Raw genomic sequence first — 21,950 nt, 5'->3', positions numbered from 1 at the left:
TCATAGGTTTCCCCTGCCAAGGATCAGTCAAAACAGACTAGTAACCGTATTAACCATACACATGGAGAAACAGAACAATAAGGAAGAATTAAAAAGAGGACTTCAAAATAGACATATTCAATTAATTGCCCTGGGTGGTGCAATTGGCACAGGCTTATTTCTGGGTATTGGGAAGGCTGCCACACTAGCTGGGCCGGCAGTTATACTCGGCTATGCTTTCGCTGGAATTATTGCTTTTTTTATTATGCGCCAATTGGGCGAGATGGTCGTTGAGGAACCTGTTTCAGGAAGTTTTAGCTACTTCGCCAACAAATATTGGGGTTCTTTTGCAGGTTATGCTTCGGGCTGGAACTATTGGGTCCTGTATATCTTGGTGAGCATGGCCGAACTCACAGCAATAGGCGTTTATGTGCAGTTCTGGTGGCCTGAAATACCCCTATGGGCATCAAGTTTATTTTTCTTCTTTGCTATCAACGCCCTTAATCTTGCCTCTGTCAAAATTTATGGCGAGACGGAATTTTGGTTTTCCATTATTAAGGTTATTGCGATCATCGCAATGATTGTTTTTGGTGTATACTTACTGGCAAGCGGTACTGGAGGTGAGCAGGCAAGTCTCAGCAACCTGACTTCACATGGTGGTTTTTTCTCAAAAGGCTGGTTTAACGAAACATCGGATGGCAATTTTGAAGGTCTCCTTTCGGCCATGGCATTGATTATGTTTTCTTTCGGTGGCCTAGAGTTGGTTGGTATTACTGCTGCAGAAGCCGAACATCCCGAAAAGAACATCCCCAAAGCGACCAACCAGGTAATCTATCGGATCTTGATCTTTTATGTAGGTGCACTCATTATTCTTTTCTCTTTGACGCCGTGGACGAATATCACCGCCGATACAAGTCCCTTTGTACTGGTATTTGATAAACTTAATGGATTTGAATTTACCATCTTTGGAAAGACTTTCTATTTCACAAAAATTATTGCAAATGCGCTAAATCTCATTGTCCTAACCGCCGCATTATCGGTATATAATAGCAGTGTGTACAGCAATAGCAGAATGCTATATGGACTGGCAGAACAGGGGAATGCCCCTCGTTTTCTTTCGAAACTCAACAAGAATCATGCGCCTATTAACGCAATTTTGGTCTCGGCACTGTTCGCTGCGATCTGTGTATTTATCAACTATGTTGCGCCGAAAAATGCCTTGGAGATCTTGATGTCGCTTGTGGTATCTTCACTGATTATAAACTGGGTGATGATTTCCATTACACACTTGTATTTCAGAAAGAATAAACTCGATGCCCACTTACAGACCAAGTTTCCATCCTTTCTATATCCCCTAAGTAACTATATCTGTCTGATCTTTTTGATCGCTGTACTTGGCATTATGTGGATAACGGGAATGAAACTTCCGGTAGAATTGATCCCCGCTTGGCTTATATTAAGCTATGTGAGTTATGTTTTGATCAAAAGAAAGAAATCTTAGTTCACTGGAACCTCGATCTTATCAATAAAAAAAGCCTGATTCATTGCATGAATCAGGCTTTTTTGCTAAAATTTAAAGCGGGTATTCCTCCTCGAGAATAGCAAATTCATAATTGTCGCTCCAACCATCTTTTAAAGGCAAAATTTTCCGTCTGCGGGCCTCTTTGACCATGCCGACTTTCTCCATTACTTTCGCGGAAGCGATATTTTCAACAGCACAGCCGCCCTCAATTCTATGAAAATTAAGTTCCTTGAAACCAAATGTCAAGATTCGGTTCAATGCCTCTGTTGCATAGCCCTTATTCCACATTGTCGGAACAAGCTTAAACCATACTTCTGCATTTCGATAGCGTAGCTTGACAACGCTGATATTAATTAGACCAATAAATTCCTTTCCTTCTAGAGTTTCTATATAAAAGGTATAATCCTTTCGGACATCGGATTCATTGATTTGCGCTGACCAAGCTTCCACCATTTGCGCCGTATGGGCTATTCCATCCGGAAATCCACTCGGATTAAACAATGCAGATTCAGGGTACATTAATAGGGAATGGATATTTTCCACATCTATTTTCTCTACGGATCTGAGCTTGAGCCGTTCTGTTTTAATTTCCATTTTTAAAATTACACAAATGGCTTAATTTTCTTCAGCCATTTGACAATAATAATTAAAACAAGCCGAGCTGCGTGCCTGCATCGGGTAAGCGGAAAAGATCCCTTCTCAAGGATGGAAGTGTCCCATTATTCATATATTTCTTGACGGAAAGCTTGAATAAATGCTGTAAACTCTCGGCCATATGACCATCCCCTTTTATCCTCCGTCCAAAATCGGTATCGTTAATTTTTCCGCCATGGCAGGCTTCAATCCAATGTAATACCTTTTCAAAACGGTCAGGATAATTCTGATAGAGCCAATCCTTAAAGATACCACCGATCTGTCCATTGAGCCGCACGATGGTATAAGAGGCTGTAATTGCTCCCGCATCTGCTCCCGAACGAATCAGATCTGAAATCTCATCACTATTGATCCCCGGAACGATGGGTGCCATCATCAGCATAACGGGTACACCAATCCCTGCCAATCCCTCAATCAGTTTCAACCGGGCCGATGCCGTTGCAGTACGGGGTTCCATTTTCTGACGTACCTCCTCGCGCAACGAATTGATGGTTACTGCAACGGAAACCAGATTGTGCGCTGCAAGCCCACGCAAAAGATCAAAATCCCGCCGCATCAGTACATTTTTGCTGATGATAGAGACCGGATGCTGGTATTTGACCATCAATTCTAGAAGTGAACGTGTGATACCCAGCTTTCGTTCAATAGGTTGATAACAGTCTGTATTGCCGGAAAGCATAATCAAATCGGGCTGATAGCTCGATTTTCTAAACTCCTGTTCGAGAAGCTGAGCCGCATTATGTTTTACCAGAATCTTACGCTCAAAATCCAATCCTGCACTAAAACCCCAATACTCATGCGAATTGCGCGCATAACAATAAATACACCCATGCTCACAGCCCTGATAGGGGTTAATGGACCTTTCAAAACGGAGATCCGGACTATTTGACTTAGAAATAATGGATTTTGGATGAGTCGGAATAAATTGTGTTTTTTCGGCCCCCAAGAACTCCTCATCCAGCCCTTCAACATGCTCCTGCACGTATTGGTTAGAAAAAAATTTGTTATTGGGATTGATCTGTGCCCCCCTGCCTTTAAGATATTCCGATGCATTCATAGGTTAAAACTACTAAAATTATTAGTAAAAACAAATTTGGATCTCTTAATTTTCCCAAAGGCCGAAAGCGAATATCCTCGAGTTTGAAGCCCAAATAAATCGCATTTTAAACCAAACAAAAAATCCCTATACTGTCGTTACAGTATAGGGATTAAAATTTTTATGCTAGATCTCAATCCAGCTTCTTCTTATTTCATTAAGAAACCACCACCGAGTAGATCATTGCCTTCATAAAAAACGGCCGATTGTCCAGGAGCAATACCTTTCACATTGTGTACAAAATCAATGCGCACTTTATCGCCTTCTTGGGAGATGGTCGACAAAGCACCAGAATCTTTATAACGTACCTTTGAAATTGCTTCCATCGGTTGATCCAGTCCTGCATATTTCACAAAGTTCACATTGCGAACATAGGCATGTGACTTTTCAAGTTCGTGTTCTTCACCCAATACCACCGTATTACTTTCTGGAAGGATTTCGATCACAAACATCGGTTTACCCAAGGCAATACCTAAGCCTTTACGTTGACCGATGGTGAAATAAGGGTAGCCAATATGTTTACCGACGACGGTACCATCGGAAAGGATAAAATTACCAGGACCAATTTGTTGATCCAATGTTGGCACCTTATGTCTCAAAAACGCACGGTAGTCGTTGTCAGGAACGAAACAGATTTCATAACTCTCAGACTTATTGGCCAATTCTTTTTGTCCCATATCCAAAGCCATCTGACGAATTTCCTTCTTCGTGAAAGATCCTAAAGGGAACTGCGTCCGCGCAAGGTTTTCTTGAGACACGCCCCATAGAACGTAAGATTGATCTTTATTTTCATCCTTACCTTTTGATATCACATAGCGACCATTGTCGTGCATACGGATATTGGCATAGTGCCCGGTAGCGATAAATTCACAGTCCAATTTGTCAGCACGTTTCATTAAAGCCTCCCATTTGATGTGGGTATTACACAATACGCATGGGTTAGGCGTGCGTCCAGCAATATATTCTTCTACAAAATTATCAATCACAAAATCTCCAAACTCATCACGTATATCTAATATATAATGAGGGAAACCATAGTTTACGGCTAATGTACGAGCGTCATTGATACTATCAAGGCTACAACATCCGGTCTCTTTCGACGAACCACCTGCGGATGCATAATCCCATGTCTTCATCGTGATACCGATAACTTCATATCCTTGTTCGTGGAGCATGACAGAAGCAACGGAGCTATCTACCCCTCCACTCATTGCAACTAAAACTCTTCCTCTTTTACTCATCTCTAATTATTGAAATGCAAAGATACAGCTTATTCCTTTTCCTATATGTTAGTTTCTTGTAATTTTATCTCGATCAAAATCAACACGTTCGAAAAAAGTACGAAAATAATCTGCATAAAAGTTTTAGAATTCAAATTATCGGACTATATTTGCATCGCAATAGGGAAACAAACCCATAGCAAAAAAGCGGTGCCATAGCTCAGCTGGTAGAGCAAAGGACTGAAAATCCTTGTGTCCCTGGTTCGAACCCAGGTGGCACCACGCTTCAATCTGATGATCACAGATTTAAATAAAAGGTCAACTGGTGCCATAGCTCAGCTGGTAGAGCAAAGGACTGAAAATCCTTGTGTCCCTGGTTCGAACCCAGGTGGCACCACAAAAAAAGCTTGTTCATTGAACAGGCTTTTTTTGTTTTAGCTAACTGCATTTCATACAACTTCCCCTTCGTCTTCGCTATGTAGAACATTCACCATACCACTACTACCCGAGTTCGATGGGAGATGTTTTCATTGATTGAAGGGCAATATCAAAAAAACGCTCATGGATTTTGGAAATGAACCAAGTTGTCACTTTAAAAACCACACAAGTTTAATTTCCAAAACCCAATCGCTGCTCTACTACGATTCAGCAATAATGGAGCGATCCAGATGCACATAGCCACCGTCCACATGAATCAATTGGCCAGTTGTATGACTTGACTTGTTAGACAGCAAAAAGACTGTTGTATCGGCTATTTCTTCTGCTGTCGTCATGCGATGCTCCAATGGAATGCGATCCGTAATTTTCTTCAAGGTCTCCTCCGGATTTGATAAGGTTTGAATCCAGGTATCGTATTGCGGAGTTGCACATTCTGCCACGATAATGGCATTTACACGAATCGAATAAGGCAACAATTCTACAGCCCACTCGCGTGTAAGCGCATTACGTCCGCCATTGGATGCCGCATAAGCTGAGGTATTCCCCTGTCCTGTTTCGCCAGTTTTGGACGAAATATTCACAATACTGCCCTTAGAAGCTTTCAATGCATCCAAGGCGTGATGTGCCATCAGATAGTAGTGAATTAAGTTCTTGTGCAGCGAAGCAACAAATTTTTCATAATTACCGGATGCTAATCCGACACCATCATTTTGCCCAGCATTATTCACCAAACCATCGATACGGCCATATACTTCCAATGTTTTTTGGACTGCTCGTTCACAATCTTCGGGTTTAGATAACTCTGCTTCAATACAGAGTGCATCCACACCAAATTGCTTGATTTCTTCCTTGACTTTTTCATTATCCGCCTGTTTACGACCAACAATGACCGGAATAGCCTGTTCTTTAGCTAAGGCATGAACTACGGCCCGCCCGATTCCTTTTGCTCCGCCGGTAACAATAACAACTTTATCTCTTAAATGAAGATCCATAATACTTTTATTGAATGGTTTGTTTCATTGATTGTGCTTAACATTCGCAACAATGAACTCGTTCTCTGGTTATTGATTAATTTTATATTGACGTTATTCAGCCCATTTATCCGGCTTCATGGCCAATAAAAAACTTCAGCATGTTATTTTTCCCTTTCATAACATACTGAAGTTTTTCCTTTTAAAGATTATATACACGTATAGCGTTCTCTGCCCAAAATGCGTTCTTCTCTGCAGCTGTAAATTGTCCTAGTTTATCTTCAACTATGGCAATACTTTCTTCATAAGATGCCGCCAATAGACATACCGGCCAATCTGACCCATACATAATGCGCTCCTTTCCAAAACGTGCAAAGATATGCTCCAGATATTGTTTAAAATCATCAAGCTTCCATCCCTCCCAATCGGCCTCTGTTGCAAGTCCAGAAACTTTACATACAACATTCGAAAAAGCCGATAGCGCATCGATAAACGCTGCCCACTCATCAAATGCTTTCGACTTGATTGGCGGTTTAGCGATATGATCCAGCACAAATTGTAGATTTGGATTTTGCTGCACACAATCTAGCGTTGCTGCATAATGACGTGGACGGATGAGCAGATCATAAGTATAACCATAATCTGCCAATGCCTTCAGTCCATTTAGTACGGCAGGGCGGATAAGAAAATCAGGATCCGCTTCTCCTTCAACAATATGACGAAATCCTTTGATGACCGTATATGACTGATAGCTATCCAACTGTTGTCGAATATCTGCTGCTTGAAGATCAATCCAGCCCACAACGCCTTTAATAAAAGGATAATCATTAGCCAGCTGAACCAAGTAAGCAGTCTCTTCTTTGGATTGATCTGCCTGAACAGCAACACTCCCTCCGAATCCATTTCGTTCAAGCACAAACTGAATATCCAAAGGGCTGAAATCACGTCTTATGACCTGCATTTCTTCGGTAATCCAACGATCTCTAATTGGGTCGAATTTCCAGAAATGCTGATGGGTATCTATACGCATAATGAAATGAAAACCTGATGAGCAATTAATTTTTTGAATACGCTACAACAGTCTGACGGGACTCCCCAAGACCATCTGCTCCTAACTCGATAACATCGCCGGGTTTCAAGTAAATCGGTGGATTAAATCCTAACCCAACACCTGCAGGTGTACCTGTTGAAATAACGTCGCCAGGCAACAAAGTCATAAATTTAGACACATACGACACCACATGTGCTACCGAGAAGATCAAATCCTTGGTATTGCCATCCTGATAGGTTTTTCCGTTTACCTTTAACCATAGACGCACATTGTTGATATCTTTGATTTCCTCTTTTGTCGCCATGAAGGGTCCCATTGGTGCGAAAGTATCACATCCTTTTCCTTTATCCCAGGTACCGCCACGTTCCAACTGATACTCACGTTCGGAAACATCATTGTGCAACACATATCCAACCACATAATCTAAGGCCTCATGCTCTTCTACATAAGAGGCTTTTTTGCCGATCACGATACAGAACTCCACTTCCCAATCTGTTTTTAAAGAATCTTTAGGAATCATGACATTATCGTATGGACCTACCAACGAAGTGGTCGATTTCATAAAGATGATCGGTTCAGCAGGAATAGGTGCATTGGTTTCCTTTGCATGGTCTAAATAGTTCAATCCAATACAAACAATTTTGGATGGGCGGGCAAAAGGTGCTCCGATACGCTCGTCTTGAGGAACTTCAATCAACTTACCTTCATTTGCCTTCACAAATTCTTCTAAACGAGCTACACCATCCTCAGCAAAGAATTGCTCATTGTAATCACCACCAAATGCGCTTACATCGTAATTTACACCATCGATCTGAACACCGATTTTCTCTTTGCCTTGAGCTCCAAAACGTATTAATTTCATTTTTATAGTATTGAGATAATAGATATTTTATTTTTAGCTTTTTAATTGTTCAATTTAATAAAACCACCGTCAATTGGATAGTCATTCCCAGTAATAAAGCCCGCGTCGTCACTACATAGGAAAAGTGCTAATTTGGCAATTTCCTCCGGTTGTGCCATGCGGCCTATTGGTTGGCTTGCTGATAATTTTTCAAACATTTCTTCCTCTTTTCCAGGATAGTTTTTTGCGATAAATCCATCCACAAATGGCGTATGTACACGTGCAGGCGAAATGCTATTGCAACGAATACCGTATGCCATGTAATCCCTTGCAACAGACATTGACATCGCGTAAATAGCACCTTTGCTCATCGAATAAGCAAAACGATCCGTGATACCAACCCATGCAGCGATGGATGCTAGATTAAGGATTGCTCCCGAACCCTGCGCTTTCATCATCGGCACGATAGCATGCAATGCATTATATGCTCCCTTAACATTCACATTAAAAACACGCTCAAAATCTTCTGATTGACAATTTTCCAAATTACCAACATGAGCAATACCTGCATTATTTACTAAAATATCAATTTTTCCGATATTTTGTGCTATAGCAGTAATTTCTTGCTGGTCAGTTACATTACAACGATTAAACACAGCCTGGCCACCCAAAGCCAAAATATCATCAACCACCGCATTACCACCGTCTTCATTCAAATCCAGAATATGAACTTTTGCTCCTTCTGCAGCAAATTGCAGACTGATCGCACGGCCTATCCCACTACCACCACCGGTAATTACAGCTACTTTTTGTTCTAATTTTCCCATTGTTATTTAATTGTTAATGTCAATACCAAATCTGCTTCATCTGTCGATGTTGGCAAATCCACGCGTAGACTATTGTTCTTATGACTAAACTTAATCTCTTTCTTTCCGATAAATGTGCTTACTTTTTTCACCTGATAAGGCAGGTTATTGATCAACAATTCCTTTTTATCTGTTTTAAACACATGTAAATACACCTGATTTCCTTTTTTTGTCAACGCATAATCGTCTGTTGGCGGCACCGCTCCTCCTTCTGTTCCATAGATTGTTTCACCATACACCGATAGCCATTTTCCAAGTTCTTTCAAACGCTCCTGTTGATAGTCCTGAATCTCGCCGTTCGGCATCGGACCTACATTGAGCAATAAATTGGAACCATGACCAGCTGCTTTGACCAGGTATTTCAGCACTTCCTGAAAAGATTTTCGTGTCCGATCTTTCAGCTCAAATCCCCACGATCCTGCAATTGTTCCACATACTTCCTTCGGCAATTTCCCGACATCATGTGCTTTCGTGCCGAACCCAGTGGTATTCTCGCCAGGCAAATCACGTTCGAACATCTGAAAATCTTCACCTTCAAATGGCGCCAAATGGTGATTGTTACCCACCAAACATTGCGGCTGTAACTTATGAATCAATTCATAGATTTCTTTAAAATGCCAATCTTCATTGGGCTTGTCCCAATGACCATCAAACCAGATCCCATCGATGTTGCCATAATTGCTCAAAAGTTCGGTCAATTGGCTTTTCATAAACTGGACATAATGATTCCAATCCCCTTTTGTTGAATCGCGGCCCGCAATGCCGCCGCCCGTTTTACCAACGGGTAAATAATCATCCCGGTGCCAATCTAAAAGTGAATAGTAGAACATCACTTTTATCCCTTCAGCATGGCAAGCTTCCACCAACTCTTTCACAATATCGCGTTTGAAGGGCGATTTCTTCACCACATTATAATCTGAGATCTGGCTATTCCACATCGAAAACCCATCATGATGTCTGGTGGTAAAGGTGATATACCTGGCTCCGGCCTGTTTAAATAACTTCGCCCATTCTTTCGCATTGAAGGAAATTGGATTGAAAAATTTAGGCAGCAATGCATATTCATCCAAACTGATATTTTGGTTGTTCATGACCCATTCACCATCTCCCAGCACACTATATACCCCCCAATGGATAAAAACTCCAAACCGAGATTGTTCAAACCATTCCCTATTTTTTAGATTTTCGGGACTCGGTTGATAAAGTTGCTGGCTATAGCTCGCGGATACAGATCCCAGCAGCAAGGCCAAACCACAGATTACATGTTTAAGTTTCATATGTACATAATTAGTTGTCATGGATTTTCAAAAAACTCATTATACTCAACTACAATGAAACACCTCTACGCCAAGGGATGAAATCATCCTGACCCAACAACACCGCTTTTGGTTTCACTTCACCGGAAGCAACTTCTATCACATAATCCAAAATACGGTGTGCTGCCTCCTCAATAGTCTCTGTACCTTCGATAATAGTACCACAGTTCAGATCCAGGATATCGGGCATTTTCTCAAAAGTTTTGGTATTTGTTGAAAGTTTCACAACCGGTGTGATCGGGTTACCGGTAGGTGTACCTAGGCCAGTCGTAAACAAGACGATATTGGCACCTGCGGCCACCTCTGCAGTGGTACTTTCCACATCATTACCAGGAGTACACAGTAAGTTTAACCCTGGACCATTGGCCAATTCAGGATAATCAATCACCGCTGCAACAGGTGATGTTCCTCCTTTTTTGGCTGCTCCTGCAGACTTAATCGCGTCAGTAATCAAGCCATCACGAATATTTCCCGGAGAAGGATTCATATAGAAACCCGAGCCATCAGCTTCGGCTTTTGCATTATACGTACGCATCAGCGACATAAAACGCTCCGCAGTTGGCTCATCGATACAACGATCACTCAACTCCTGCTCCACGCCACATAATTCAGGAAATTCCGCCAGAATCACCGATCCGCCTAAAGTCACCAAAATATCCGATACAAAACCGAGCGCTGGATTGGCAGAGATTCCCGAGAATCCGTCCGAGCCACCACATTCCAGTCCAATGCATAATTTGTCCAATGTGGCTGGTTTGCGCTCATTTTTATCCGCTTGCATCATCCCCGCAAAAGTTGCCTTAATAGCCTTTTGCATAAGTTCCTTTTCAGTTCCTTCTTTCTGCTGCTCGAAAATATATAGCGGGCGATCAAAACCCGGGCTTCGCTTTTCAATCTCCGCCTTCAGAATAGAAGCCTGCGCATGCTGGCATCCTAAACTCAATACGGTTGCCCCCGCAACATTCGGATGGGTAATATAGCCTGCTAAAAGACCACATAAAGCATCCGAATCCATACGTGTTCCGCCGCATCCCATTTCATGATTCAAAAACTTGATGCCGTCGACATTTTTGAATAAGCGTTCCTGCTCACTGGAAGTCGAATTAGCAAGTAGATCCTGACTAAGGATCGTATTTACATCAGCACCGGACTTATATAAGCCAATGAGATCTTCGACCTCGGAAACGTAATTATTCGCTTTTACTTTATAGCCCAGCTTCTCCTCAAATGCAGCCTTCAAGGTCAATACATTTCTGTTTTCGCAAAAAACCAACGGAATAACCAACCAGTAATTGGCCGTTCCAACCGTCCCGTTTGAACGGTGGAATCCATTGAACGTTTTATCTTTAAATGCAGTAACATCAGGTTTTGTCCAATCGGTCTTACGGTTGCCCATTCTAAAATCTTCCGATGCATGCCGCAAGTTTTCGGTGGTAATAAGTTCCCCTTCAGCTAAGGGAGTATTCAATTTCCCAACCAGAACACCATACATCAATATCTCCGTATCTTGTTCCATTGGCTGGATCGTGAATTTATGTTTGGCAGCAACAGCTTGCTTTAATGTAAATTCCTTACCTTCAAAAACAATCGTTGTTCCCTCAGCCAAGTCCTGTAATGCAACAAGGACATTATCCATAGGATGGATCTGTAAATAGCGCTGTATAGCCATAATTATACTAATTCAAATATTTTTGTCATCATTACCCATTTCTCTCCTGCCTTTGCCCCCGGAATAGCCGACTGATATTTCCACATCAGCTGTTCCCATTCCTGAACTTTTTCATTGGCAGCATCCATGGCTGATTTTTTCTCAAATGAAAAATCTTCACCCACCTCCATGTTCATAAACAATCTATTTTCAAAACGATAGATCTCCATCTGCAGAATACCTGCATCCAGGATCGAGCGTTTTATTTCCGGCCACACTTCACGGTGGTAATCCTCATATTCCTTGATCAATTGTGGATCGTTCACAAGATCCAAGGCCATGACATATCTTTTCATTACTAACTAATTAATGTGATTTAAGATTTTCTGTTTCCGCAATACTGACATTTCTATTTTGGAAAGCAAACAACAAGACAACAATAAAACAAACCAATGGCACAAAATAGCCATATTGGAAATGTCCCGTTTTATCAGAGATAAAACCCAATATTGGCGGCAATAAAGCACCACCTACAATAGACATGACGATCAAACTAGAAGCAGATTTGGTATCGGCACCAATACCTTGTACACCAAAAGCGAATATCGTTGGAAACATAATGGACATAAAGAATGCAATGCCAATCAGCGCGTATAGGGTCTGAATACCCGATCCGAAAATGACAAATAGGGATAGAACGATTGCTATAGCGGAATAGATGATCAGAAGCTTGGATGCTGACACGAAACGCATAAAAAATGTACCGATAAACCGGCCCAACATAAATGCCAATCCAGCAAACCCAGCATAATCGGCACCATCCTTACCTGATATGCCGGCAGCTTCTGTTGCATATAATACGAGGAAGCTTAAAATACAAACTTGCGCTCCCACATAGAAAAATTGAGCCACCACTGCCCAACGCACATTTTTATGACGCAACGCATGGAAAAAACCGGCTCTACCTTCTTCCTCAGCATCCTTGATATCAGGTAATCTGGTAAAGAAAAACAAAGCTGCGATCAATAAGATCAATATCCCTAGTACCACATAAGGCAATTTCACAGCAGCTGTTTCCGACTGAATATACGCCATCTTTGCCTGCTCCGCCATTTGCGCCAGTTCTTCCTGTGATTTGGGTTCATGGGATAAAATAAATTTTCCACCAAAAATCGGAGCAACAAAGGCTGCTAACCCATTAAAGGACTGTGCAAAATTAAGTCGTTGCGCCGACGAAGCTGGATCTCCTAAAATCGCTACATACGGATTTGCTGCAGTTTCCAGAATAGTAAGACCACAAGCAACAACGAACAAAGCCCCCAAAAAGAAAACATAACTTATCGTATTGGCCGCAGGTACAAAAAGGAAACAGCCAATGGCAAAAAAGATCAATCCGATCAAAATACCGGCTTTATAGCCATATTTTTTCATAATAATTCCAGCAGGAATCGCCATCACAAAATAAGCGATAAATACAGCTGAATCGACTAAGGAAGCCTGGAAATGGGATAAACTAAACGCATTCCTCAAATGCGGAATTAAGATTGGATCAAGGTTATGAATAAATCCCCAAAAAAAGAACAAGGATGTCACCAAAATCAAGGCAAATGCGTAACTCTTTTTATTCGTCATATTTTTCAAATGGTTATAAGTAGTTATTTAATGTAAAATAAGCTTAAAAATGCAAGACAATATTCAAGTATATTATCAAATTATTAAGCTATATTACCATAGCTAAACTGAATTATGTAACTTTACTGCATATATTTCATAATTATGAAAGCACAACTGCTTCATTTAAACAGCAATCTTGAGCATTCGTTCAACGCGAGAAGAGACAATACGCCCCAGTACCATAATCTTTGGCATTACCATGAAGAACTGGAATTAATATATTTTGCCAAAGGCTCAGGTACCCAATTTATTGGGGATAGTGTCCGGCGCTTTGAATCGGGCGATATCACCCTTGTTGGTTCAAACCTGCCTCACTATTGGTTATTTGACGAAATTTATCTTCAAGAGGAAGAAGCAGAAAGCGCAGATATTCGTGTGCTACATTTTAAGGAAAACTTTTGGGGAAATGATTTCATTAATTTACCTGAAAATAAATCCATCAAAGACCTTATACGTGTAGCCAAAAGAGGCATTTCATTATTGGAGAGCAGCCGACTAAAAACTGTGCAATTAATTGACGCTATCTTGGCAGCAACAGGTACCACACGTATTATTCATTTATTAGAAATCTTACAATATATTTCGACCGAAGAACAACATGATCTATTAACGAGTCCCACTTTTACCATCCAGCTGCAAGATCAGGACGCCAACCGAATGCAGATTGCCATGCAATATATCGGTGAAAATTATCGCGACCAGATACGACTGCAGGAACTTGCTTCCCTAACGGGAATGACCCCCAATTCGTTCTGCCGTTATTTCAAATCACAAATCGGAAAAACACTCTTTCAGTTTCTGATCGAAATGCGTGTGAAGACAGCCTGCAATTTATTAATAGAAAACAAACAGACGGTGAAGCAGATCTGCTTTGAATCGGGTTTTCAAAACTTTTCGAGCTTCCATAAATACTTCAAAAATGTAACCGGCACGACACCGCTCAGCTTTCAGCGATCAAAAACTTAAGACGATTTTACCCAATACGCTTGAATCTTCCATCAATCGATGGGCTTCAGCGGCCTCCGCAAAAGGAAGCACACGGTATAAAGTAGGTCTGAAATCGCCAGCGCTAAGCTTCGGCCATACTTGAGACCAGATATCATCCCGTAACACTTGCTTAAATTCACGGTCTCTCGCCCGCAGTGTACTTCCCGTTAAAACAATCCGTTTCTGCATTAATTTGAGCAAGTTTAACTCGACTCTTGCGCTTTCCATCGCATTAATGTAAACCAACCGGCCATCAGGGTTCAATAGATTGATATTTTTCTCAAAATATGATCCGCCAATACTGTCTAAAATAACATCAACCCCCAAAGGCTTCAGCGCCTCCAGAAAATCCTCGGTTTTATAATTTATTGTTTTGCTGGCTCCCAATGATTTACAAAAGCTAGCCTTTTCAGCTGAGCTGACTGTCGTATAGACTACCGCACCAAACAAGGTCGCTAATTGAATGGCCGTACTGCCGATCCCACCAGCACCACCGTGCACCAAAAAATGATCGTCGGCCTGCAACATTCCCCGTCGAAAGACATTGTCCCAGACCGTAAAAACGGTCTCGGGCAGCGAAGCAGCCTCCGCAAAATCTAAATGATCGGGAATAGGTAAACAATGCCCCTGATAGACTTTCGCATAGGAAGCATAGCCTCCACCGCCAACAAGTGCACATACACGATCACCAATAGACCAATCAACCACATCCTTCCCTTTAGCGACTACAATCCCTGCTATTTCCAATCCCGGTATTCGCGCATCCACACCGGGAGGTGCCGGATAGTTGCCTTTACGCTGAAAAACATCAGGCCTATTCACTCCTGCAGCCTTTACTTCCACCAAAACCTCCAGTTCACCGATCTGTGGCATCTCCACATCGTGGACTTCCAAAACTTCCGGTCCACCCGGTTCAGTAATAATAACGGCTTTCATCATGATTTTTTTGGGTATTTCTGTAACCTTATATTGAGCGAAAGCATAAAATAACGAGCCAAACGATTGTTCCGAACATCTAAAATATCATTTCCCACCACGGCACGTGAAATACCAGTATTCTGATTCATCAGATCGAATCCCTGAAATCTCAACATCCCCAAGTTATTCCTTCCAAAAGTATATTCCATATAGGCATTGATTATCGTCGGATTAATATTGTTCCATGAGCTCGAATAACCCGCATTAAATTTTTGAGAAAGCTCAAGTCCCATGGTAAAATGTTTCCCTAAATACGCTTTAGATCCCAACCCAACAATCCCGGAATGTGCCGTGATATTATCTTGTACAGGCCAGTCAAATGTCGCCCTGTTTAAAGAATAGTTTCCATTTAATTCGGCTTCAAAGATATCACTCCAGGTATAGCGGAATTGAAGAGCCTGTGTAAACAAAAAGTGCCCGCCAAAGCTCTTTTTATCATTGACATAGGAAATATTGTTGTAATAATCTGCATTACCATTCAAGCTCATCTGCAAATTATCCGACAATAAAGAAGCTGTAAACAAATAATAGCTTTTAATATCATAATAACCTTCTGTATTGCGATAAGTCGTTTTCTGTATCGTTGAATTCGGTTCAATTGTCCGGTTTGCTACAATCTTGTCATTTACCAAGTTAAAAGCCAGACTCGCTTCTAAATATTGCCCCCTTCGTGTAATGGATTTCCGATACTTTGAAACAATACTATGTGCAAATTCGGATTTCAGATCCTTATTTCCGATCACAATATTTTGTGTGTTGGTATTATCCACTACAGGCTGTATCTGATAGAAGCTAGGCTGGTTATTACGTCCATAATAGTCCATGGAAAGATCCTCCTCTTTGGTAAACTTCCATTTCAATCCAGCAGAAGGTACGAGGTTAACATTTGAATAGGAGGTTTTTATCAGTTTGTCCGTTGAACTTCCCGTTAATTCGGAAGGTTGAACAGCAAAACCGAAGTTCACTTTCACTTTCTCGCTTAAATCTTGCCGGTAAATCATGCCGACTTTATTGCTAGCAAAGGAGTAGTCGTACTTCAAACTAAGGGAGTCTACCAGTATGGGGCCGTTGTTAAAATTATTGTTATTATCAAAAGTGGAGCGGCTCGCATCAATCTTGGTATAGTCGAAATCGTAATTGATCTCCAAGGTACCACCTAAATCAACAGGCTCTACCAACGACAACCGACTTTGGATATTTTTATTTTCATTGCTGGAACGGACCATTTGATTCAGATAAGTCTCTGTTATTTTTGGCACGTTCGTGCTGCTGTCGATCGCTCTATTAAAATCGCGCACTTCCTCATCTTTATCCAGGGAATTAAAATCCGTATGCAATGTATAAAGCACTTTCCGCCCCGGTTTAGTAAAACTTCGCACGTAAAAAAGATCTAAAGCTGCTGCAGGACTTTCTGTACTATTGGCCGCGCCATAGTTTCCCGTACTACTCAACCGATTATTTTGGATCCTTCTATCTTTTAACGTATTGCTGGTCGAATTGGTCCAGGATAGTTTGGGCGATATTTTAAGCTGATCTTTGGGCGACAGCTTCATATCAAAATCCCAGTCCATTTTATGTATACGATCGATTGATTTTATCTTGTAATCTTCATAATTACTAATCAAATTATTCGCGACTTTGCCGTATCCATATATCGATTGTAATAAGGAATTTCCCTGGATATAATTATTGCGCTGCGTAAAGGAATACTTACCGCTTGCTGTTACCGTTTTAGAAAGCGGACTAGAAAAACTCCCCCCGACAGATCCAATTTTATTGACCCCATCCGTAGGGTCTGCAAAGTCGGCAAGCTCGCCCATTTCCCGTTCGCGCTCCCCTCCATTGGGAGAGCCGAAAGAAAAGAGATTGGTATTCGTATTATTCACCGATGCGATAACAGAATACTCTTTCCCGTCATTAAAGCGATTCAGTCCAGCACTACCCAAATAACGATCTACCGAACCACCGCCAAGTGTAGCTTGACCAAAAGTAATTTTCTTCTTATCATCTTTGAGCACGATATTCAGGACTTTTTCGGATTCAGTACTTTTAATTCCTTTTGCCGTCGCCTCATCACCATAAAAATCAATAATCTGCACACTTTTAACAAAATCTGCAGGAAGATTACGTGTAGCGGTGAGCACATCGCCACCAAAAAATTTTTTCCCATCTACCTTAACAGAGGATATGGGCTTACCGAAAGCATAGACAGAACCATCGCGGGAAACCTGTATATTGGGCAATGCTTTAAGCGCCTCTTCCAAGAGTGCCCGACGATCAAATTGAAAGGCATCCAGGTTAAATTGAACAGTATCCTGCTTATAGACAATGGGTTTATATTTTAGTATAACAACTTCTTTTAAAAGAGACACATGGGGAAACATGGTCAATTTTCCAACATCCAATTTAGCTGTCGTGCTATTGTACAAGGGATAACTACGCTCCAATATACTTAAGCCTAGCTGGCTACAGCTAATGCGAATATCATTACCGAGTACACGACTAAAATGAAAATAACCTGTTGCGGAAGTGGATGAGAACAAGGTATCGCGAGAACTCGTCAGATGAACACTGACGCCATTTAAGGGCCTTCCTGCAGTATCTACAACAATTCCATAAACTTCTTTTTTTGACACCTGCCCTAAAGCGCTTTTGGGTAAAAAAAACAAGTTCGTTATAGCTAAAAAAAGTACTAACCGGATAATATTCCCGCCCCTTAGTTCCATCAAATAGACTTTGCAATAATACAATTCAATATAAGAATTCTTAAGCTATTAACGTAAAAAGTTGTGATTTTGTATATAAAAAAACGAGCTGTCTCACCAACAGCTCGTTTTTTACACTATTTTTTACAATTTTCTATTCGCCCGCAAAGCTAACCTTAACAAGGTGTTTGTCAATTTCCCAACGGCCAGTACCGTCTTCACCAATTACATCGAACAACTCAAGGATACGTCTTGCAACAAACTCCTCTTCTACTTGCTCTTCCAAGAACCATTGTACAAAATTAAAAGTAACATAATCCTTCGCTTTAGCACATTTATCAGCGATGTTGTTGAACTGTTCAGTAACAAACATCTCTTGTTCCAATGTTTGTTCAAAAACGCCACGGAACGATTCAAAATCTTGCGGGATACCTGTAACTTCCGGAGAAATTGCACGACCACCACGGTTGTTGATATAATTGAAAAGCTTCAACATGTGCTCGCGCTCTTCGTTGGATTGTTTCGCAAAAAATTCTGAAGCATTTTCCAAACCTTGATCATCACACCATGAAGACATTGCCAAATATAAGGCTGAAGAATGAGCTTCAACTTTAATCTGTGCATTCAATATATTTTCGATCTCTTCTTTCAAAGAAGATTTTAATTTCAATAAATCTTTCATATTTACCTTAAGTTTAATTTCTAAAACATCAACAGGTGAAACACATCATCACCTGATTACATTACAAAGATACAGTAGATCTTCAAAATCTGTATCAAGAATATGCAATACAAATTCAGTCTAAATTAGACATGCAAACCGCAACTTGTTTAGAATCAATACAATTACAAATACGTAATATTGATACTTTCAATAAGCGATAAATTAAAACAATAAGTGGCTTAAAGGCCTAAAAATCATTGAATGTCAATAAAACCAGAGGACGACCTCATTGACACTTATTTAAATTAAAATTAAATAAGGTCCTTCCAAACAAAAAGCGGTGTACATCACAGACGTACACCGCTTTTTTCAGTTCTTTTATATGTATAGCCTTATGCAAAAACTGCAAATGGCGAAACCTGCAAACAAGTTCTGACGACGCTATTCAATTCCATCATAAATTTAGCGCCATCTAACAATTCGCGCAATTGAAGGACATCCTCTACAGCTAAGATGAAACATCTTTCCGTACGGAAAGGCATAATGATTTCAAAATCCGATGAACGTGTTGTGTCGTGAAGCATGTGCTCAACATCAATCGCATCGATACGTTTCTTAAACTTCAAAAAATCCGATACCGAGAAAGAGGTTGTTTCATTATTATACTCCAACCAGAAACAATTTTTGCGGCTACATTGATAAACTGTACCTGCTGTGGTTGAAAAAACTTCCTCAACATTTGCTAACGGACAAACCAATTTTGACATTTCTATTTCTCTTATCATTTAAATCGATCAAAAATAAATATTATTTATAATCAATCCAAGTAAAACAGAAGATTATTTTGATTTAATATAAATAAGCCTTTCAGCGAGTAATGGAAATAAATCCTTCCTAATTTCACATAGATCAACAGCCCCGAAAATCCACGTAAGGTTCTTACGGACCAATTACAATAGAACGGTACAAAAAAAGAGGCCAGTTTTTATAACTGACCTCCTACATTTACATCTATATTTTGATAGTTATTAATCGTATTCTTCCTCTTCTTCTTCCTCTAGGGTAAGAACTTCATTACGTCCATTGATAACTGTATTTTTTGTCTTTGTTTTATGTTTATTAATCTGTCTACGCAAGGATTCGACAGCAATATCTGTCGCCTCCTCAAAGCTCTTCGCTTGCCCTTTCGCAAAAAGCTGGCTTCCCGGGATATTTAATTTAATTTCTGAAATTTTATTTGCCTCATCATCGACATTTTCCAATCGCAGGTAGCATTCGCCACCAATAATGGAATCCAAAAACTGCTCCAATTTTCCTGTTTTCTTTTTAATAAACTCGATTAGCTTTTGATCAGCAGTAAATCGAATGGATTGCACAGTAATGTTCATTTTTCCTCCTTTTTTTAAGCTTTTGGATGAGCTTGTTTATAAATTGACTTCAATCGTTCTGCTGAGTTATGCGTGTACACTTGTGTTGCCGCAAGCCCTGCATGCCCCAGCAGCTCTTTAATTGCATTTAAATCCGCCCCATTGTCCAACAGGGCCGTTGCGAAAGTATGTCTCAAAATATGAGGACTTCTCTTACCTTGAGTAGAAATCAGCGTCAATTGCCGATGTACAATATCATAGATCAGCTTGGCATATGCCGGCTTGCCTTCTTTCGTAACGATTAGTAAGCTGTTATTAGTATCAACAAATTGCGTCGCCTTTTGTTGCAAATAGTTTTTCAATTCTTTCAATAAAAGATTATTGATCGGAACCAAGCGTTCTTTGTTCCTTTTACCTAATATAAGAATATTTTTATTAAAAAAATCGATATCCTGCTCCTTAATTTTCAACAATTCGGCCAAACGAATCCCGGTACCGAACAACAATTCCATAACCATATAATCGCGGCAGGATTCGAATCCATCCTGCTCCTGTCCCATCTGATCCAATAAACGCACCAGCTTTTCCTTTTCAACGACTACAGGTAGTTTTTTAGCAGTTTTTAACGCTTTAATGAGTGTCATGGGATTTTTCGCGATACACTCTTCTCTTTGCAAAAATTTAAAATAAGTTCGCATGGAGGACATACTCCGGTTGACCGAACTTGCATTTTTTCCGGACTCTACCATTTGCGCGAAATAATGGCGTAAATCACGGTATACGATATCCGGCACGGTCAGTCCCTCACGATCCAAAAAAGACTGAAACATCTCCAGCTCATGCTTATAGGCAATAACCGTATGTTCTGAATACCTTTTTTCAATCTGCAAAAACCGAATAAACTCCTTTTCCAACATATTTTCCCTTGCTATATAGCTTAAATTACAAACTTAAAAGGACAAAAAAAAGGGAAAAGCAATGCTTTTCCCTTTATATTTTAAAATTCTCAGCGAATCAATTAGTTAGCTACATCTTGATTCAAAGATTGTTTGTAAATCGCTTTTTTCACTTGAATGCGACGAGTTACAGATCTCTTTTCGTAAGCTTGACGTGAACGCAACTCTCTTAAAACTCCAGTTTTTTCGAATTTCTTTTTGAAACGTTTCAATGCTCTATCTAAAGATTCTCCTTCTTTTACATTTACGATAATCATGCGTTATATATACCTCCTTTCGCCGCTTTTAAATTTAAAGTGGGACAAAGGTAAGCTATTTATTTTTAAAAAGGAAAACAAAATCATTTTTTATAGCAATTCGAATTCTTCCAACAAAATTCTTAGCGGTTTCTCCTTAGTACACAATGCCGTATGCCAACCCAATTGTTTTGCTGTTGCCAGATGTTGAGGACTATCATCAATAAATAAAGTCTCTGCCGGATCCAATTGTTGCTCTTGCATAACCAATTCAAAAATCTCTGCATCTGGTTTGCGCATCCCTACTAAATGGGAGTAATAGGTCTTTTCAAAAAAACCTTCATTGTCGGCAACACCATATTTCTCATGAATATCATTCATACAGTAGGCATAATGAATTGCATTGTTGTTACTTAACAAAAAGGTACGGTATCGATCTTTCAACTGGACTAAAATCTCATGATTACCCTGTGGTACACCGATCAGTAAACTGTTCCAGGCTGTATCAATCTGTGCATCCGTCAGTGCTGGGTTTTGGGTTAGTTCTCTTATCCCCTCACGAAATTGCGTCGAATCAATTTTTCCTTTATCAAAATTATCAAAAAGTGCACTTTGACCATGATGTCCAAATACGGCATCAACATTTTCTATACCTAACTGAGTAAAAGCATCTTTCAATTTTACAAAGTCGATCATAAAGATCACATTCCCATAATCAAGAACAATATTTTTAATTTTTTCCATCGAATTATTTTGAAATATCGATACAAATATCGATAAT

The 21,950-nt window shown here is 40.3% G+C and carries 21 protein-coding genes and 2 tRNA genes; 4 read left to right on the top strand and 19 right to left on the bottom strand.

From position 1 onward, the window contains the following. Positions 1-61: 61 nt before the first annotated feature. Entirely contained in the window at positions 62-1,480 is a 1,419-nt protein-coding gene (locus OK025_RS13415) for an amino acid permease (RefSeq protein ID WP_317664403.1), read from the top strand. A 72-nt stretch (positions 1,481-1,552) separates the two neighbouring features. On the opposite strand, the gene OK025_RS13410 is transcribed toward OK025_RS13415, so the two are convergent. From OK025_RS13410 to mnmA, 3 genes are all read right to left on the bottom strand, one after another. Beyond that, complete coding sequence (locus OK025_RS13410; RefSeq protein WP_317664401.1) at positions 1,553-2,095, bottom strand: GNAT family protein; 543 nt, start codon at positions 2,093-2,095, stop codon at positions 1,553-1,555. 52 nt (positions 2,096-2,147) lie between these two features. Beyond that, positions 2,148-3,212, bottom strand: coding sequence for a PA0069 family radical SAM protein (locus OK025_RS13405; protein WP_317664399.1), 1,065 nt, complete (start codon positions 3,210-3,212; stop codon positions 2,148-2,150). A gap of 188 nt (positions 3,213-3,400) precedes the next feature. Continuing rightward, positions 3,401-4,492, bottom strand: coding sequence for a tRNA 2-thiouridine(34) synthase MnmA (gene mnmA / locus OK025_RS13400; protein ID WP_046672147.1), 1,092 nt, complete (start codon positions 4,490-4,492; stop codon positions 3,401-3,403). Between the two features lie 188 nt (positions 4,493-4,680). Here mnmA and OK025_RS13395 point away from each other — a divergent pair. Together OK025_RS13395 and OK025_RS13390 are read left to right on the top strand one after the other, a co-directional pair. Continuing rightward, positions 4,681-4,753: transfer RNA gene (locus OK025_RS13395), tRNA-Phe, on the top strand. 42 nt (positions 4,754-4,795) lie between these two features. After that, a tRNA-Phe gene (locus OK025_RS13390) sits at positions 4,796-4,868 on the top strand. Positions 4,869-5,109: 241 nt separating this feature from the next. On the opposite strand, the gene OK025_RS13385 is transcribed toward OK025_RS13390, so the two are convergent. The 8 genes from OK025_RS13385 to fucP form a co-directional block, all read right to left on the bottom strand. Beyond that, the gene (locus OK025_RS13385) at positions 5,110-5,901 is read right to left on the bottom strand and encodes an SDR family oxidoreductase (protein WP_120336224.1); all 792 of its coding nucleotides are present in this window, start codon (positions 5,899-5,901) and stop codon (positions 5,110-5,112) included. Between the two features lie 181 nt (positions 5,902-6,082). Further along, positions 6,083-6,910 (bottom strand): amidohydrolase family protein, encoded by an 828-nt coding sequence (locus OK025_RS13380; protein WP_317664395.1) that lies wholly within the window; start codon positions 6,908-6,910, stop codon positions 6,083-6,085. Positions 6,911-6,935: 25 nt separating this feature from the next. Continuing rightward, positions 6,936-7,793: a fumarylacetoacetate hydrolase family protein gene (locus OK025_RS13375; RefSeq protein WP_075993923.1), complete on the bottom strand. Its 858-nt coding sequence runs from the start codon at positions 7,791-7,793 to the stop codon at positions 6,936-6,938. A gap of 41 nt (positions 7,794-7,834) precedes the next feature. Beyond that, the gene (locus OK025_RS13370; RefSeq protein WP_201667385.1) at positions 7,835-8,599 is read right to left on the bottom strand and encodes an SDR family NAD(P)-dependent oxidoreductase; all 765 of its coding nucleotides are present in this window, start codon (positions 8,597-8,599) and stop codon (positions 7,835-7,837) included. A gap of 2 nt (positions 8,600-8,601) precedes the next feature. Then, on the bottom strand, positions 8,602-9,915 hold the full coding sequence (locus OK025_RS13365) for an alpha-L-fucosidase (protein ID WP_317664391.1): 1,314 nt from the start codon (positions 9,913-9,915) through the stop codon (positions 8,602-8,604). Between the two features lie 49 nt (positions 9,916-9,964). Next, positions 9,965-11,623 carry an altronate dehydratase family protein gene (locus OK025_RS13360; protein ID WP_317664390.1) on the bottom strand — a complete coding sequence of 553 codons (1,659 nt, stop codon included), beginning with the start codon at positions 11,621-11,623 and terminating at the stop codon, positions 9,965-9,967. 2 nt (positions 11,624-11,625) lie between these two features. Beyond that, a complete protein-coding gene (locus OK025_RS13355) occupies positions 11,626-11,958 on the bottom strand; it encodes an L-rhamnose mutarotase (RefSeq protein ID WP_317664389.1) in 333 nt (110 codons plus the stop codon). Positions 11,959-11,968: 10 nt separating this feature from the next. Further along, positions 11,969-13,234 carry an L-fucose:H+ symporter permease gene (fucP, locus tag OK025_RS13350; protein ID WP_201669475.1) on the bottom strand — a complete coding sequence of 422 codons (1,266 nt, stop codon included), beginning with the start codon at positions 13,232-13,234 and terminating at the stop codon, positions 11,969-11,971. 144 nt (positions 13,235-13,378) lie between these two features. Here fucP and OK025_RS13345 point away from each other — a divergent pair, with 144 nt between their 5' ends. Beyond that, on the top strand, positions 13,379-14,242 hold the full coding sequence (locus OK025_RS13345) for an AraC family transcriptional regulator (protein WP_317664385.1): 864 nt from the start codon (positions 13,379-13,381) through the stop codon (positions 14,240-14,242). On the opposite strand, the gene OK025_RS13340 is transcribed toward OK025_RS13345, so the two are convergent. The 8 genes from OK025_RS13340 to OK025_RS13305 form a co-directional block, all read right to left on the bottom strand. Then, positions 14,231-15,202 carry an NAD(P)H-quinone oxidoreductase gene (locus OK025_RS13340; protein WP_317664384.1) on the bottom strand — a complete coding sequence of 324 codons (972 nt, stop codon included), beginning with the start codon at positions 15,200-15,202 and terminating at the stop codon, positions 14,231-14,233. The genes OK025_RS13345 and OK025_RS13340 overlap by 12 nt on opposite strands. After that, positions 15,199-17,877: a TonB-dependent receptor gene (locus tag OK025_RS13335; RefSeq protein WP_317664382.1), complete on the bottom strand. Its 2,679-nt coding sequence runs from the start codon at positions 17,875-17,877 to the stop codon at positions 15,199-15,201. The genes OK025_RS13340 and OK025_RS13335 overlap by 4 nt, the downstream gene beginning before the upstream one ends. 223 nt (positions 17,878-18,100) lie before the next feature. Continuing rightward, positions 18,101-18,628, bottom strand: a complete 528-nt coding sequence (locus OK025_RS13330) for a ferritin (protein WP_286775086.1) — start codon at positions 18,626-18,628, stop codon at positions 18,101-18,103. Positions 18,629-19,002: 374 nt separating this feature from the next. After that, a complete protein-coding gene (locus OK025_RS13325) occupies positions 19,003-19,395 on the bottom strand; it encodes a DUF6686 family protein (RefSeq protein WP_317664379.1) in 393 nt (130 codons plus the stop codon). A 243-nt stretch (positions 19,396-19,638) separates the two neighbouring features. Further along, on the bottom strand, positions 19,639-19,998 hold the full coding sequence (gene hpf, locus OK025_RS13320) for a ribosome hibernation-promoting factor, HPF/YfiA family (protein WP_070563758.1): 360 nt from the start codon (positions 19,996-19,998) through the stop codon (positions 19,639-19,641). A gap of 14 nt (positions 19,999-20,012) precedes the next feature. Then, a complete protein-coding gene (locus OK025_RS13315; protein WP_075993932.1) occupies positions 20,013-20,894 on the bottom strand; it encodes a tyrosine-type recombinase/integrase in 882 nt (293 codons plus the stop codon). A 101-nt stretch (positions 20,895-20,995) separates the two neighbouring features. Continuing rightward, a complete protein-coding gene (rpsU, locus tag OK025_RS13310; RefSeq protein WP_046672133.1) occupies positions 20,996-21,190 on the bottom strand; it encodes a 30S ribosomal protein S21 in 195 nt (64 codons plus the stop codon). Positions 21,191-21,280: 90 nt separating this feature from the next. Then, positions 21,281-21,913 (bottom strand): HAD family hydrolase, encoded by a 633-nt coding sequence (locus tag OK025_RS13305; RefSeq protein WP_175441966.1) that lies wholly within the window; start codon positions 21,911-21,913, stop codon positions 21,281-21,283. Between the last annotated feature and the right edge of the window lie 37 nt (positions 21,914-21,950).

Origin of the sequence: Sphingobacterium sp. UGAL515B_05 (assembly GCF_033097525.1) — a bacterium.
GTDB lineage: Bacteria > Bacteroidota > Bacteroidia > Sphingobacteriales > Sphingobacteriaceae > Sphingobacterium.
This window is presented reverse-complemented; position numbering and strand designations above follow the sequence as displayed.